Below are 17,619 nucleotides of genomic sequence, written 5' to 3' on the forward strand. Positions count from 1 at the left end.
GCGGCCGCATGGATGAAACACATCTTCACTAAAGAAGGTTCACTGTCCTTTCGGACACTTGATCGCGGAAGCCGCACCCAGGCTGGACCGCTCGTGCACTTTCAGTGACGGTTCTTTTGCCTTCAGCCTGGCCTGGTGGGCCGGTCATTTCTCCGTCCTATTTACCTGCGTGGTCCTACGAGGACTCGGAGTTGACGCTCGCAAGGATCGCGGAGAGCATGAGCGCCCAATCAAGGAACTTCCACGACATATAAGCCCAGTCAAATTGAACAGGGGTGGGCACGGCTGTGCCATTCGCCGCTGGGCACCCTTCTGTTCCAAATGCGCAGAGCCGCTGGCGTCGGTTTGAAGGCGGCTCTTGCGATTCGAGAAGCTGTATAGAGGCAGGTGGAGCATGAAAGGTATTTCGTTACTCGATCGTGAACGTCTTTTGAAACTCGCGAGACAAGCAGGTTTGCAAAGGCGTAGCCCGACCGAGACACCCATCGACGCGGGTGATGTGCATGCCGACGCCCCCCTGTCGTTTGCCCAGCAGCGCCTGTGGTTCCTGTCGCGCCTGTCCGGGCCGGGTCCGGCGTACCACATCGCGCTGGCCTTGCACCTGCAGGGCCGGCTGGAGGTGTCGGCGCTGTCCGCCGCGCTGCAGCGCATCGTGCGCCGCCATGCGGCACTGCGCACCGGGTTTGTCCTGGACGGCGAACAGCCGGTGCAGCGGGTGTCGCCAGCGGACGGCGGATTCCTCCTGGCGCACTCGCCTGCACCGACCGCGGGCCTGGACGGTGCGGCGCTGGCCCGCCTGCGCCAGGAAGAGATCGAGCGGCCCTTCGACCTGGCGCAGGGGCCGCTGCTGCGCGCCCGGCTGGTGGCCGCGGGCGACGATGAGCACCTGCTCCTGCTGACCCTGCACCACATTGCTGCCGATGGCTGGTCGGTCGGGGTGCTGATGCACGAGCTGGGCGTGCAGTACGCCGCCTGCCGCGACGGGCAGGCCGACCCGCTGCCGCCACTGCCGATCCAGTACATCGACTACGCGCGCTGGCAGCGGCGCACCATGAGCGGCGAGGCGCTGCGGGCGCAGAGCGACTACTGGCAGCGCACGCTGCATGGCGCGCCGGTGCTGCTGCCCTTGCCCACCGATCGGCCGCGCCCGGCCGAGCAGTCGCATGCCGGCGCTTCGGTGCCGGTGGTCCTGGAAGCCGGCCTGGTCGAGCGCCTCAAGGCGCTGGGCCTGCGCCATGGCTGCACCTTGTTCATGACGCTGCTGGCTGGCTGGGCACTCGTGCTGGAGCGGCTGAGCGGGCAGCAGGACCTGGTCATCGGTACGCCGGTGGCGAACCGCGGCCGGGCGGAGCTGGAGCCCTTGATCGGCTTCTTCGTCAACACGCTGGCGATGCGGCTGGACCTGTCCGGCACACCGACGGTGGCCGAGCTGCTGCAGCGCGTGCGAGGCCGCGCGATGGAGGCGCAACAGCACCAGGACCTGCCCTTCGAGCAAGTGGTGGAGCTGCTGCAGCCGCCGCGCAGCCTGTCGCACTCGCCGCTGTTCCAGGTGGCTTTTGCCTGGCAGAACAACGAGACCGGCACGCTGAGCCTGCCCGGCCTCACGCTCACGCCGCTGCCCGCCAGCCACGAGGTGGCCAAGTTCGACCTGACGCTGGAGTTGACCGAAGACCAGGGCCGCATCGTCGGCCGCCTGGAGTACGCGACCGCCTTGTTCGACCGTGCGACGGTGGAGCGGTATGCCGGCCATCTGCAGCAGGCCTTGGCCGCCATGGTGGAGGACGAGCAGCAACCGGTGGATCGCTTGCACGTGATGCCGCCGGCGGAGTTGGCGCTGGTGCTGCAGCGGTGGAACCAGACGGCGCTGTGGGTGCCGGAGGACCTGTGCCTGCATGAGCTGGTGGAGGTGCAGGCGGCACGGCAACCGGCAGCGGTGGCGGTGGTGCACGGCGAGCGGCACTTGAGCTACGGCGAGCTGAACGAGCAGGCGAACCGGCTGGCGCATGAGCTGCGACGGCTGGGGGTGAAGCCGGACGAGCGGGTGGGCCTCTGCTGCGAGCGGGGGTTGGAGCTGGCGGTGGGGCTGCTGGCGGTACTCAAGGCCGGTGGGGCGTATGTGCCGCTGGACCCGGCGTATCCGAAGGAGCGGCTGCAGTACATGCTGCAGGACAGTGCGCCGGTGGTGGTGCTGGTGCAGGGGGTGGGGCGGGAGCGCATCGATGCGCAGGTGCCGGTCCTTGATCTGCAGGATGCCGCGGGCTGGGTGCATCAACCCTCGTCCAATCCGTCGCGGCAGGCCGTCGGCCTGCAACCGTCCCACCTGGCGTATGTGATCTACACGTCGGGCTCGACCGGCCAGCCCAAGGGCGTGGCGATCGAGCACCGCAATGCGGTGAACTTCCTGAGCTGGGCGGCGGAGGCGTTCGACGCTGAACAGCTGAAGCACACGCTGTGGGCGACGTCGGTGAACTTCGACCTGGCGGTGTACGAGTACTTTGCCCCGCTGAGCGTGGGCACGACGGTGGAGGTGGTGGGCAATGCGCTGGAAGCCGCTCAGGCGACCGGCGAGGTGACGCTGATCAACACGGTGCCCTCGGCGCTGCAGGCCTTGCTGGAGTCGGATCAGGTGCCGGCGAGCGTGAAGACGGTGAACCTGGCTGGCGAAGCACTGAAGCGCAGCCTGGTGGAAGCACTGTTCGAGCGCACGGGCGTGGAGCAGGTGTGCAACCTGTACGGGCCGTCGGAGACGACGACGTACTCGACCTGGGTGGAGATGAAGCGGGAGGACGGCTTCGTGTCACACATCGGCCGGCCGATCGCCAACACCCAGATCTACCTGCTGGACAGCCAAGGCCGGCCGGTGCCAGTAGGCGTACCGGGCGAGATCCACATCGGCGGCGCCGGCGTGGCCCGTGGCTACTTGAACCGCCCGGAGCTGACAGCCGAGCGCTTCCTGAAGGACCCGTTTGCAAGCGACCCGCAAGCGCGGATGTACAAGACGGGCGACCTCGGAAGGTGGCTGGCCGACGGCCAGCTGGAGTACCTGGGTCGCAACGACCACCAGGTGAAGATCCGGGGCTTCCGCATCGAGCTGGGGGAGATCGAGGCGCGGCTGGCGCAGCATGCCGGCGTGCGCGAGGCGGTGGTGCTGGCGCGAGAAGACCAGCCGGGCGACAAGCGCCTGGTGGCCTATGTGACAGCGCAGCCCGGCGCGGCGCTGGAGGCCGAAGCGCTGCGTGGCGAGCTGTTGCAGCAACTGCCCGAGTACATGGTGCCGGTAGCCTATGTGGTGCTGGAGCAGCTGCCGCTGACGCCCAACGGCAAGCTGGATCGCCAGGCACTGCCCGCGCCGGAAGGCGAGGCGTATGCGGCGCGCCAGTACGAGGCGCCGCAAGGCGAGGTGGAAAGCCGGCTGGCGGGCCTGTGGGCCGAGCTGCTGAAGGTGGAGCGGGTGGGCCGGCACGACAACTTCTTCGAGCTGGGTGGCCATTCGCTGCTGGCGGTGACGCTGATCGAGCGCATGCGCCAGGCTGGCCTGCCGCTGGATGTGCGGGCCTTGTTCGCCACGCCCACGCTGGGTGCACTGGCGGCAAGCATCGGCGGCGCGCCGGCGGCGGTGGAAGTGCCGCCGAACCTGATCCCGCCGGGCTGCCGGGCGATCGAGCCGGAGATGCTGACGCTGGTGGCTCTGAGCCGGGAAGAGATCGAGCAGGTGGAGGCCGGCGTGCCCGGAGGGGCGGCGAACATCCAGGACATCTATCCGCTGGCGCCGTTGCAGGAAGGCATCCTGTTCCATCACCTGATGGCGGAGTCGGGCGACGTGTACGTGACGCCGGCGCTGTTCGCCTTCGACAGCCGCGAGCGGCTGCAGGGCTACCTGCAGGCACTGCAGGCGGTGATCGACCGGCACGACATCCTGCGCACCTCGCTGTGCTGGGAGGGCCTGGGCGAGCCGGTGCAGGTGGTGTGGCGGCAGGCACCGCTGGTGGTGCAGGAGCTGCAGCTGGACGCAGCGCAGGGCGGTGCGGCCGGGCAGCTGCAGGCGCGGCTGGCCGGCGGGCAGCTGGTGCTGCCGCTGCAGCAGGCGCCGCTGATGCGGGTGGCGGTGGCCGAGGACCGGGCGCAGGGGCGGTGGCTGGCACTGCAGCTGTTCCATCACGTGGCGATCGACCACACGACGCTGGAGATCCTGCTGCAGGAGATCCAGGCGCACTTGCAGGGGCAGGCGCAGGGCCTGCCGAGGCCGCTGCCGTTCCGCGACTTTGTGGCGCAGGCGCGGCTGGCGGTGTCGAGGCAGGAGCACCAGGCGTTCTTCAGCGAGATGCTGGGGGCGGTGGAGGAAGCGACGCTGCCGTATGGGCTGGGCGATGTGCAGGGCCAGGGCCGGGCGATCGTGCAGTCGCGGCGGCAGGTGCCGGGGCGGCTGGCGCAGCGGCTGAGGGCGAATGCGCGGGTGCTGGGAGTGAGCGTGGCGAGCCTGTGCCACCTGGCGTATGGGCAGGTGCTGGCGCGGGTGTGCCAGCGCGAGGAGGTGGTGTTCGGCACGGTGCTGTTCGGGCGGATGCAGGGTGGGGCGGGGGCGGACCGGGCGCTGGGGCTGTTCCTGAACACGCTGCCGCTGAAGCTGCAGGTGGGCGAGGTGGGGGTGCAGGAGGCGGTGCGGCAGACGCAGCGCTGGCTGGCGCGCTTGCTGCGGCACGAGCATGCACCGTTGGCGCTGGCGCAGCGCTGCAGCCGGGTGCCGGCGTCGCTGCCGCTGTTCAGTGCCTTGCTGAACTATCGGCATGCCAGCCCGCAGTCCAAGGACGCCGGCCAGGCGATCCCGGGCATCGAGTTGCTCGATGCGCAGGAGCGCACCAACTATCCCTTCAACCTGTGCGTCGACGACCTCGGCCAGGGCCTGTCGCTGACGGCCCAGGTGCAGGCGCCGGCCGATCCCGAGCGCCTGTGCACCAGCATGCTGGCGGCGCTGGAGGCCCTGGCGACCGCGCTGGAGCGGGCGCCGCAGACGCCGCTGCGCGAGCTGGACGTGCTGCCGGCCGAGGATCGCCAGGCGCTGCTGGTGGACTGGAACCGCACCGCCAGCCCCTATCCGCACGACCGCTGCGTGCACCAGCTGATCGAGTCGCAGGTGGCGCGCACGCCGGAGGCCGTGGCGCTGGTACAGGGCGACCAGGTGCTGAGCTATGCACAGATGAATGCCGAGGCCAACCGGCTGGCGCGGCGGCTGCGGCAGCTGGGGGTGGTGCCGGATGCGCGGGTGGGCCTCTGCCTGCCGCGCGGGCCGCGGATGGCGGTGGCGGTGCTGGCGGTGCTGAAGGCCGGTGGCGCGTATGTGCCGCTGGACGCGAGCTACCCGGCGCAACGGCTGCAGCACATGCTGCAGGACAGCGCGCCGGTGGTGGTGCTGTGGGAGGCCAGCGTCGGCGAGGCGGTGGCGCAGGTGCTGAAGCAGGCGGCTCCGCTGTTGGACCTGGAGGCCGACCGCAGCCAGTGGCAGGACGAGCCCGCCGATAACCTGCCGCGCGCCAGCGTGGGGTTGCAGCCGCAGCACCTGGCCTACGTGGTCTATACCTCGGGCTCCACTGGTATGCCCAAGGGCGTGGCCGTCGAGCACCGGGGGGTGTGCAACCTGGCGCAGGCGCAGGTGGCGGGCTTCGGCATCGAGGCCGGCAGCCGGGTGCTGCAGTTCGCGTCCTTCAGCTTCGATGCGTGGGTGTCGGAATGGGTGACGGCGCTGAGCTGTGGGGCCAGCCTGCACTTTGCGCCGCCGGGCACGGTGCTGGCGGGCGAGGCGCTGCTGCAGGCGCTGCAGCAGGGCCGCATCAGCCATGTGACGCTGCCGCCGGCGGTGCTGGCGGCGCTGCCGGCGACGGCGACGCTGGCACCGGTGAGCACGCTGGTGCTGGCGGGCGAGGCGGCGTCGCCCGCGCTGGTGCAGCGCTGGGGCGAGGGCCGGCGGGTGATCAATGCCTACGGGCCGAGCGAGACCACGGTGTGCGCGACGATGCACCGGTGCGAAGGCCCGCTGGGCCAGGCGGTGCCCATCGGGCGGCCGATTGCCAACACGCGCATCTACCTGCTCGACGCGCAAGGCCGGCCGGTGCCGGTCGGTGTGGCGGGCGAGATCCACATCGGTGGCGTGCAGCTGGCACGCGGCTACCTGAACCGGCCGGAGCTGACGGCCGAGCGCTTCGTGAAGGACCCGTTCGTCGACGATCCGCAAGCGCGGATGTACAAGACGGGCGACCTGGGCCGGTGGCTGGCGGACGGGACGCTGGAGTTCCTGGGGCGCAACGACCACCAGGTGAAGCTGAGGGGTTTCCGCATCGAGCTGGGGGAGATCGAGGCGCGGCTGCTGCAGCACGGCGCGGTGCGCGAGGCGGTGGTGCTGGCGCGGGAGGACCAGCCGGGCGACAAGCGGCTGGTGGCCTATGTGACCTTGAGCAGCGAGGCCAGCGCCGAGGTGCTGAAGCAGCACCTGGCCGCCCAGCTGCCCGAGTACATGGTGCCGGCGGCCTATGTGGTGCTGCCGGAGCTGCCGCTGACGCCCAACGGCAAGCTCGACCGCGCGGCGCTGCCGCAGCCCGAGGGCGCGGCCTACATCAGCCGCGGCTACGAGGCGCCCATCGGCGAGGTCGAGACCACACTGGCCCAGCTGTGGGCCGAGCTGCTCAAGGTGGAGCGGGTCGGCCGGCACGACAACTTCTTCGAACTCGGCGGCCATTCGCTGCTGGCGGTCAGCTTGATCGAGCGCCTGCGCCAGGCCGGCCTGCCGCTGGACGTGCGGTCCCTGTTCGCCACGCCCACGCTGGCGGCACTGGCGCTCAGCATCGGTGGCGGCATGGCCGCGGTGGAGGTGCCGCCCAACCGCATTCCACCCGGATGCACGGCCATCGAGCCGGAGATGCTGAGCCTGGTGCAGCTCAGCCGCGACGAGATCGCCCAGGTGGTGGCCAGCGTGCCCGGTGGCGCCGCCAACATCCAGGACATCTACCCGCTGGCGCCCTTGCAGGAAGGCATCCTCTTCCATCACCTGATGGCCCAGGTGGGCGATGTGTACCTGACCCCGGCCCTGCTGGCCTTCGACAGCCGCGCCCGGCTGGACGCCTACCTGCAGGCGCTGCAGGCGGTGGTCGACCGGCACGACATCCTGCGCACCTCGCTGTGCTGGGAAGGGTTGCCGGCCCCGGTGCAGGTGGTGTGGCGGCAGGCGCCGCTGGCCGTGCAGGAACTCACGCTCGACCCGGCCGAGGGGGACCTGGCCACCCAGCTGCGCGAGCGCCACGATCCGGCCCACTACCGCATCGACCTGCGCCGCGCGCCGCTGATGCAGCTGGTGGTGGCGCACGATGCGCCGCACGGCCGCTGGCTGCTGCTGTGGCTGAACCACCACCTGTGCGGCGACCACACCACCCAGGAGGTGATGCTGCAGGAAATCCAGGCCCACCTGCTGGGCCGCGCGGGGCGCCTGCCGGTGGCCCTGCCTTTCCGCAACTTCGTGGCCCAGTCCCGGTCTGGCGTGGATGCGGCCGGGCATGAGGCCTTCTTCCGCGAGCTGCTGGCCGGCGTGGACGAGCCGACCTATCCCTTCGGCCTCGGCAATGCGCAGGACGGTGGCCGGCGTGCCACCACGGCCAGCCTGGCGCTCGATGCGGCGCTCGGGCAGCGCCTGCGCGAGCTGTCGCGCGCGCTGCGCGTCAACGTGGCCAGCCTGTGCCACCTGGCCTTCGCGCTGCTGCTGGCTCGCGCCTGCGGCCGCGACGACGTGGTGTTCGGCACCCTGCTGTTCGGCCGCATGCAGGCTGGCGCCGGCGCCGACCGGGTGCTGGGCCTGTTCGTCAACACCCTGCCGATCCGCCTGCGCGTGGATGGCGGCCGCCTGGACGACAGCGTGCGCCACACGCATCGCCTGCTGGCCCGGCTGCTGCGCCATGAGCATGCGCCGCTGGCGCTGGCGCAGCGCTGCAGCAGCGTGGCGCCGCCGCTGCCCCTGTTCAGCGCCTTGTTCAACTACCGCCACTTCAGCGCCGTGCCCGGGGGCGAGCCGCTGGCGGCCGATGCCTGGAGCGGCATCGAGTTCCTGGGAGGCGAGGAGCGGACGAACTACCCGCTGAGCCTGTCGGTGGACGACCACGGCGAGGGGTTCGGGCTGACGGCGCAGGTGGACAGCGGGGTGTCGGCCGCGCGGGTGTGCGAGTACATGGAGACGGCACTGCGCAGCCTGGTGCAGGCGCTGGAGACGGCGCCCGAGACGCCGCTGTGGCAGCTGGAGGTGATGCCGCAGGCGGAGCGGCAGCAGGTGCTGCAAGGCTGGAATGCCAGCGCACGGGCGCAGCCGCCGGAGCGCTGCATCCACGAGCTGATCGAGGCGCAGGCGCGTGCCACGCCGGAGGCGGTGGCGGTGGAGCAGGGCGGGGCGCGGCTGAGCTATGCGCAGCTGAACGCCGAGGCGAACCGGCTGGCGCGCTACCTGAGGCAGCGTGGCGTGCAGCCGGACAGCCGGGTGGCGGTGTGCCTGCCACGCGGGCCGCAGCTGGTGGTGGCGTGGCTGGCGGTGTGGAAGGCGGGCGGTGCGTATGTGCCGCTGGATGCGGCCTATCCGCGGGAGCGGCTGGCCTACCTGGTGCAGGACAGCGCGCCGGTGCTGGTGCTGACGGACGCCGAGCGGCGGACGGCGCTGGAAGGCGGGGCGGCAGCGGTGGTGGACCTGCAGCAGGCGGCGCCCGAGTGGGCGGGCGAGCCGGCGCAGGAGCTGGCGCCGGACGGGCTGCAGGCGCGGCACCTGGCGTATGTGATCTACACCTCGGGCTCGACGGGGCAGCCCAAGGGGGTGATGGTGGAGCACCGGCAGCTGGGGCAGCTGGTGGCGTGGCACAACGAGGCCTTCGGGGTGGAGGCGGGGCAGCGCACGTCGAGCGTGGCGGGGCTGGGCTTCGACGCGGCGGCGTGGGAGGTGTGGCCGGCGCTGTGCGCGGGGGCGACGCTGGTGCTGGCGCCGCAGGCGGTGGCGCAGGACGTGGCGGGGCTGCTGCGGTGGTGGCAGGCCGAGACGCTGGCGGTGAGCTTCCTGCCGACGCCGATCGCGGAGCTGGCGTTGGCCGGCGGGCAGGTGCCGCAGGGCTTGCGGGTGCTGCTGGTGGGAGGCGACCGGCTGCGGCAGCGGGCGCCGGCGGGCGCGGGCTACACGCTGGTCAACAACTACGGGCCGACGGAGGCCACGGTGGTGGCGACCTCGGGCCCGGTGGGGGCGCAAGGCGTGCTGGCCCCAGCCGTGGGCGCTCCCACTGAAGCAGGCGCACCGACTCAAGCAGGCGTGATCACGATCGGGTGGCCGATCGGCCACACCCGCATCTACCTGCTGGACGAGCAGGGCCGGCCGGTGCCCATCGGGGTGGCGGGCGAGCTGTACATCGGCGGGCCGAGCGTGGCGCGGGGCTACCTGGGGCGGCAGGCGCTGACGGCCGAGCGCTTCGTGCGCGATCCCTTCGCCGAGGACGCGCAGGCGCGGATGTACAAGACGGGTGACCTGGCGCGCTGGCTGGCGGACGGTCAGCTGGAGTTCCTGGGGCGCAACGACCAGCAGCTGAAGATCCGCGGGCTGCGCATCGAGCCGGGCGAGATCGAGGCGCAGCTGGCGCTGCATCCGGAGGTGCGCGAGGCGGTGGTGCTGGCGCGCGAGGAGCGGCTGGTGGCGTATGTGACGCCGGCCGGCGGCCAGGCGCCGCAGGCCGAGGCGCTGCGGCGCCACCTGGCGCAGCAGCTGCCGGAGTACATGGTGCCGGCGGCCTATGTGGTGCTGCCGCAGCTGCCGCTCACGCCCAACGGCAAGCTCGACCGCGACGCGCTCCCGGCACCGGACGCCGACGCGCATGCGGCGCGCCCCTACGAGGCACCGGTTGGCGAGGTAGAGGCCACGCTGGCGCAGCTGTGGTGCGAGCTGCTGCAGGTCGAACGTGTCGGCCGGCACGACCATTTCTTTGAACTGGGTGGCCATTCCCTGCTGGCAGTGCGCCTGGTGACCCGCCTGCGGCAGCTGCTGCAGGTGGAGCTGGCACTGGGCGAGCTGTTCGCCCAGCCCACGCTGCTGGCGCTGGCCGAGCGGGTGGCGGCGGCGGCGCGCAGCGAGCTGGCGCCCATCGAGCCAGTGGCACAGGACGAGCCACTGCCGCTGTCCTTCGCCCAGCAGCGCCTGTGGTTCCTGGCGCAGATGCGCGGCGTCAGCGAGGCCTACCACCTGCCGCTGGCGCTGCGCTTGTCCGGGCCGCTGGACCGCAAGGCCTTGCGCCAGGCGCTGGACCGCATCCAGGCCCGGCATGCCGCGCTGCGCACCCGCTTCGTGCGGGTGGGCGACACGGCGGTGCAGCGCATCGACGCCGCGGAGGCCGGCTTTGCGTTGCAGGAACACGATCTGCGCGGCCAGGATCCTGAGCAGGTGCTGCCTGGATGGGTGGCCCGCGAGGTCCACGCACCCTTCGACCTGGAGCAGGGCCCGCTGGCCCGCGGCCAGCTGCTGGTGCTGGGCGAGCAGGACCATGTGCTGCTGCTGACGCTGCACCACATCGTGGCCGACGGCTGGTCGGTCGGCGTGTTGCTGCGCGAGCTGGACACGCTCTACCGCGCGGCCCTGGCCGGCACGGCCGGCGACCCCCTGGAGCCGCTGCCGCTGCAGTACGCCGACTATGCCGCCTGGCAGCGCCAGTGGCTCAGCGGCGAAGTGCTGCAGGCGCAGACCGACTACTGGCAGCGCGCCCTGCTCGGCGCCCCGGTGCTGCTGGAGCTGCCCACCGACCGGCCGCGGCCGGCGCAGCAGGACCATGCCGGCGCCAGCGTGCCCCTGTACATCGATGCGGCCACCACCGCCGCGCTCAAGGCGCTGGCGCGCCGCCAGGGCAGCACCCTGTTCATGACGCTGCTGGCCGGCTTCGGCCTGCTGCTGGCGCGGCTGTCGGGGCAGGACGACGTGGTCATCGGCAGCCCGGTGGCCAACCGGCGCCGGCCGGAGCTGGAGCCGCTGATCGGCTTCTTCGCCAACACCCTGGCGCTGCGCCTGCAGCTCGCCGGCGCGCCCAGCGTGGCGGAGCTGCTGCAGCGCGCCCGGCGCTGCGCCATCGAGGCTCAGCAACACCAGGAGCTGCCCTTCGAGCAGGTGGTGGACATCGTCAAGCCGCCGCGCAGCCTGGCCCACGGCCCGCTGTGCCAGGTGGCCTTTGCGTGGCAGAACAACGAGCTGGGCGAGCTGCGGCTGGGCGAGCTGTCGCTGGCGCCGGTGCCTGGCTCCTACGAGCCGGCCAAGTTCGACCTCACGCTGGAGCTGGCCGAGCACGGCGATGCCATCGCCGGCCGCCTGCAGTACGCCACCGCCTTGTTCGACGCGGACACCGCCGGCCGCTGGGCCGGCTACCTGGTGCGCCTGCTGGCGGCCATGGCGGCCGACGAGTCGCAGCCGGCCCACCGCCTGCCGCTGCTCGACAGGGCCGAGCGCCAGCAGCTGCTGCACGACTGGAACGCGACCGAGGTCGACTACCCGCGCGACCGTTGCCTGCACGAGCTGATCGAAGCCTGCGTGGCCCGCCAGCCGGAGGCGGTGGCGGTGGTGCATGAAGGCCGCACGCTCAGCTACGCCGAGCTCAACGCCCGCGCCAACCGGCTGGCCCACCAGCTGCGCAGCCATGGCGTGGCGCCTGATTCCCGGGTGGGCGTGTGCATGGAACGCAGCCTGGAGATGGTGGTGGCCCTGCTGGCCACGCTGAAGGCCGGCGGTGCCTATGTGCCGCTGGACCCCTCGCACCCCGAGGCCCGCCTGGTCGAGATGTGCCAGGACAGCCTGCCGGTGGTGCTGCTGACCCACGGCCGGGTGCCGGCCCGGCTGCAGTCGGCGCTGCGCTCGGCGCTGGCCTGCCACAGCGGCGCTGCGGTGATCGACGTCGAGGCCGACGCGCCGCGTTGGGCCCTGCGGCCCGCCACCAACCTCGACCCGCGCGCCATCGGCCTCGGCCCGCGCCACCTGGCCTATGTCATCTACACCTCCGGCTCCACCGGTGTCCCCAAGGGCGTGATGAACGAGCACCTGGGCATCGTCAACCGCCTGCTGTGGATGCAGGACGCCTACCGCCTGGGCGGCCAGGATGCGGTGCTGCAGAAGACGCCCTTCGGCTTCGACGTCTCGGTGTGGGAGTTCTTCTGGCCGCTGCTGGCCGGCGCCCGCCTGGTGATGGCGCGGGCCGACGGCCACAAGGACCCGGCCTACCTGGTGGACGTGATCGAGCGCGAGGGCATCACCACGCTGCACTTCGTGCCGTCGATGCTGCAGCTCTTCATCGACCAGGCCGATACCGCCCGCTGCACCGGGCTGTCGCGCATCCTCTGCAGCGGCGAAGCCTTGCCCGGGTCGCTGGCCAGGCGCACCCGGCATGGGCTGCCGCAGGCCGCCCTGCACAACCTCTACGGGCCCACCGAGGCGGCGGTGGACGTCACTGCCTGGGCCTGCGACAGCGAGCCGCTGCCCGACAACATCCCCATCGGCCGGCCCATCGCCAACACCCGCATCTACCTGCTCGACGCCCAGGGCGAGCCGGTGCCGCGCGGCGTGGCCGGCGAGCTGCACATCGGTGGCGTGCAGGTGGCACGCGGCTACCTGAACCGCCGCTCGCTCACCGCCGAGCGCTTCGTGCACGACCCCCATGCCGGCAGGCCCGACGCCCGCATGTACAAGACGGGCGACCTGGCCCGCCACCGCAGCGATGGCGCCATCGAGTTCCTGGGCCGCAACGACCACCAGGTCAAGCTGCGCGGCCTGCGCATCGAGCTCGGCGAGATCGAGGCGCGCCTGGCCCGCCATGCCGGCGTGCAGGACGTGCGGGTGGTGGCGCGCGCCTGGGGCGGGCAGGACCCGCGCCTGGTGGCCTACCTGGTGCCCTCGGCCGGCCGCGCGGCGGCGGTGCGCGAGCTGCTGCGGCTGCGGCAGGCGGGCGTGGACATCGACGCCCGCTGCACCGACCTGCCCAACGGCATGACGGTGTTCCAGCAGAACCAGGGCGAGACCGATTTCGTCTACCAGGAGATCTTCCAGGACCAGGTCTACCTGCGGCACGGCGTGCAGCTGCATGATGGCGACTGCGTCTTCGACGTCGGCGCCAACATCGGCCTGTTCAGCCTGTTCGCCGCCCGGCATCGCCGCGGCGTGCAGGTGTATGCCTTCGAGCCCATCCCGCCGGTGTGCGAGACGCTGCGGCTGAACGCGCGGCTGCATGGCATCCAGGCGCAGGTGTTCGAATGCGGCCTGGCGGCCGAGGCGGGGCAGGCCCGCTTCACCTTCTATCCGCACAACACCATCCTCTCCAGCAGCCTCACCACCGCCGAGCAGGCGCGCGAGGTGGTGCGCTCCTTCCTGCGCAACGACGGCCAGGCCCGGGGCCTGGACGACGGGCTGGTGGACGAGCTGGTCGACGCGCGGCTGCAGGGCCGGGCCTATGACTGCCGGTTGAGCACGCTGTCGACCGTGATCCGCGAGCAGGCGGTGGAGCGCATCGACCTGCTCAAGATCGACGTCGAGAATGCCGAGTACGAGGTGCTGCTGGGACTGCAGCCGGCCGACTGGCGCAAGGTCCGCCAGGTGGTGATGGAGGTGCACGACGTCGACTCCCGCCTGTACAAGGTGGTGCGCCTGCTGCGCGGGCAGGGCTTCGAGGTGCACAGCGAGCAGGACCGCGCGCTGCAGGGCTCGGCCTTGCACAGCGTGTACGCCGTGCGGCCGCAGCCGGTGGCGGACCGTGCGCCCGAGGCGGCGCGGCCGCCGGCCGAGGCCGGCTGGCACAGCCCGGCTGCGCTGCAGGCCGAGCTGAAGTCGGTGCTGCGCAGCCAGCTGCCCGAGTACATGGTGCCCACCGCCTTCGTGCTGCTGGACGCACTGCCGCTGACCGCCAACGGCAAGCTCGACCATCACGCCCTGCCGCTGCCGGAGGCTGCGTCGGCGGCCGGGCGCCCACACCAGGCGCCGCAGGGCGAGACCGAAGCGCTGCTGGCGCGCATCTGGGCCGAGGTGCTGGGCCTCGAGCGGGTTGGCCGGCAGGACAACTTCTTCGAGCTGGGTGGCCATTCGCTGCTGGCGGTCAGTGTCGTCGAGCGGCTGCGGCAGGCCGGCCTGCAGGCCGACGTGCAGGCCTTGTTCCTGCATACCGACCTGGCGGGTCTGGCGCAGGCGGTCCAGCCGCAGGCCCGGCCGGTCGACGTGCCGCCCAACGGCGTGCCGGCCGGCTGCCGGGCCCTGGCGCCGGAGATGCTGCCGCTGGTCTCGCTCACCGCGGGCGAGCTCGACCGCATCGTGGCCGGCGTGCCGGGCGGTGCAGCCAATGTGCAGGACATCTATCCCCTGGCCCCGCTGCAGGAGGGCATCCTCTTCCATCACCGCACCGACGCGGGTGGCGACCCCTACCTGACGCCGGTGCTGCTCGGCTTCGACAGCCGTGGCCGCCTGCTGGCCTACCTGGAAGCGCTGCAGGCCGTGATCGACCGGCACGACATCCTGCGCACTGCGCTGCACTGGGACGGCCTGGCCGAGCCGGTGCAGGTGGTCTGGCGCCACGCCCCCCTGGCGGTGGAGGAAGTGCGGCTCGACGCGTCGGACGATGACACCGGCCAGCAGCTGCTGCAGCGCTTCGACCGCCGGCACTACCGCTTCGACGTGCGGCAGGCCCCGCTGATGCGCGCCTTCGTGGCGCGGGAAGCGGGCACCGGCCGCTGGCTGCTGCTGCAGCTGCTGCACCACCTGGCCATCGACCACACCACGCTGGAGCTGATGCTGCAGGAAGTGCAGGCCTGCCTGCACGGCCAGGCGGCTCAGCTGCCGCCGCCGCTGCCCTTCCGCGACTTCGTCGCCCAGGCGCGCCTGGCGGTGCCGCGCGAGGAGCACGAGGCCTTCTTCGGCGAGATGCTGGGCAAGGTGGACACGCCGACCCTGCCCTATGGGCTGCGCGAAGTGCGCGGCGGCGGTGCGCCGGTGGCCGAGGCGCGGCGCGAGATGGATGCGGCCCTGGCGCGCCGCCTGCGTGAGCGGGCGCGTGCGCTGGGCGTGAGCGTGGCGAGCCTGTGCCACCTGGCGTATGGGCAGGTGCTGGCGCGGCTGTGCCAGCAGGAGGAGGTGGTGTTCGGCACGGTGCTGTTCGGCCGCATGCAAGGCGGCGCGGGGGCGGACCGGGCGCTGGGGCTGTTCCTCAACACCCTGCCGTTGAAGCTGCGCGTGGCGGGCCAGGGCGTGCAGGACGCGGTGCGCGAAACGCAGCAGCTGCTCGCACGGCTGCTGCGGCATGAGCATGCGCCGCTGGCGCTGGCCCAGCGCTGCAGCCGGGTGGCGGCGCCCGCACCGCTGTTCAGCGCCTTGCTGAACTACCGGCACAGCGGGGCCGCCGCGAGCCGGCCGGGCCTGGCCGGCGTGCAGGTGCTGGCGGCCGAGGAGCGCACCAACTATCCCTTTGGCCTGTGCATCGACGACCTGGGTGACGGCTTCCTGCTGACGGCCCAGGTGCAGGCGCCGGCCGAGGCCGGGCGCGTCTGCGCCGGGATGCTGGCGGCACTGGAGGCCCTGGCCAGTGCGCTGGAGCGGGCACCGCAGACGCCGCTGCGCGAGCTGGACGTGCTGCCGGCCGAGGAACGCCAGGCACTGCTGGTGGACTGGAACCGCACCGCCAGCCCCTATCCGCACGACCGCTGCGTGCACCAGCTGATCGAGTCCCAGGTGGCGCGCACGCCAGACGCCGTGGCGCTGGTGCAGGGCGACCAAAGGCTCAGCTATGCACAGATGAATGCCGAGGCCAACCGGCTGGCGCGGCGGCTGCGGCAGCTGGGGGTGGTGCCGGATGCGCGGGTGGGCCTCTGCCTGCCGCGCGGGCCGCAGATGGCGGTGGCGGTGCTGGCGGTGCTGAAGGCCGGTGGCGCGTATGTGCCGCTGGACGCGAGCTACCCGGCGCAACGGCTGCAGCACATGCTGCAGGACAGCGCGCCGGTGGTGGTGCTGTGGGAGGCCGGCGTGGGCGAGGCGGTGGCGCAGGTGCTGAAGCGGGCGGCTCCGCTGCTGGATGTGGAAGCCGACCGCCCGCTGTGGCAAGACGAGCCGGCTGACGATCTGGCCTGTGCAACGCAGCCGCAGCACCTGGCCTACGTGGTCTACACCTCCGGCTCCACCGGCGTGCCCAAGGGCGTGGCCGTCGAGCACCGCGGGGTGTGCAACCTGGCGCAGGCGCAGGTGGCGGGCTTCGGCATCGAGGCCGGCAGCCGGGTGCTGCAGTTCGCGTCCTTCAGCTTCGATGCGTGGGTGTCGGAATGGGTGACGGCGCTGAGCTGTGGGGCCAGCCTGCACTTTGCGCCGCCGGGCACGGTGTTGGCGGGCGAGGCGCTGCTGCAGGCGCTGCAGCAGGGCCGCATCAGCCATGTGACGCTGCCGCCGGCGGTGCTGGCGGGGCTGCCGGCGACGGCGACGCTGGCACCGGTGAGCACGCTGGTGCTGGCGGGCGAGGCGGCGTCGCCCGCGCTGGTGCAGCGCTGGGGCGAGGGCCGGCGGGTGATCAATGCCTACGGGCCGAGCGAGACCACGGTGTGCGCGACGATGCACCGGTGCGAAGGCCCGCTGCAGCACAGCGTGCCGATCGGCCGGCCGATCGCCAACACGCGCATCTATCTGCTGGATGCGCAGGGCCGAGTGGTGCCGGTGGGCGTAGCGGGCGAGATCCACATTGGCGGCGCGCAGCTGGCACGTGGCTATCTGAACCGGCCGGAGCTGACGGCCGAGCGCTTCGTGAAGGACCCGTTCGTCGACGATCCGCAAGCGCGGATGTACAAGACGGGCGACCTGGGCCGGTGGCTGGCGGACGGGACGCTGGAGTTCCTGGGGCGCAACGACCACCAGGTGAAGCTGAGGGGCTTCCGCATCGAGCTGGGGGAGATCGAGGCGCGGCTGCTGCAGCACGGCGCGGTGCGCGAGGCGGTGGTGCTGGCGCGGGAGGACCAGCCGGGCGACAAGCGGCTGGTGGCCTATGTGACCTTGAGCAGCGAGGCCAGCGCCGAGGTGCTGAAGCAGCACCTGGCCGCCCAGCTGCCGGAGTACATGGTGCCGGCGGCCTATGTGGTGCTGCCGGAGCTGCCACTGACGCCCAACGGCAAGCTCGACCGCGCGGCGCTGCCGCAGCCCGAGGGCGCGGCCTACATCAGCCGCGGCTACGAGGCGCCCATCGGCGAGGTCGAGACCCGCCTCGCCCAGCTGTGGGCCGAGCTGCTCAAGGTGGAGCGGGTCGGCCGACACGACAACTTCTTCGAACTCGGCGGCCATTCGCTGCTGGCGGTCGGCCTGATCGAGCGCCTGCGCGGCGAAGGGCTGCACCTCGATGTCCGGGCCCTGTTCGATGCCCCCACGCTGTCGTCCCTCGTGGCGGCCACCAAGAAAGTCAAGGAGATCGCGCTGTGACGCTGCCCGAACTGCTCAGCCGCCTCAACGAGAAAGACATCGCCCTGTCGGTCGGCAACGACCGGCTGCTGGTGCGGGGCGAAGACGCACTGCTGGAAGACCCGGCGCTGCTGGCCCAGCTGCGCGAGCACAAGCAGGCGCTGATCGAGCTGATCCGCGCCGGC

General features: G+C 72.0%; 1 protein-coding gene. It reads left to right on the forward strand.

Annotation, left to right across the window (positions count from 1 at the left end):
* Window positions 1-454: 454 nt before the first annotated feature.
* Window positions 455-17,455: a non-ribosomal peptide synthetase gene (locus N7L95_RS26830; protein ID WP_301260689.1), complete on the forward strand. Its 17,001-nt coding sequence runs from the start codon at window positions 455-457 to the stop codon at window positions 17,453-17,455.
* Window positions 17,456-17,619 lie beyond the last annotated feature (164 nt).

Source organism: Eleftheria terrae, from assembly GCF_030419005.1.
In the GTDB taxonomy this organism is placed as follows: Bacteria; Pseudomonadota; Gammaproteobacteria; order Burkholderiales; family Burkholderiaceae_C; genus Caldimonas; species Caldimonas terrae.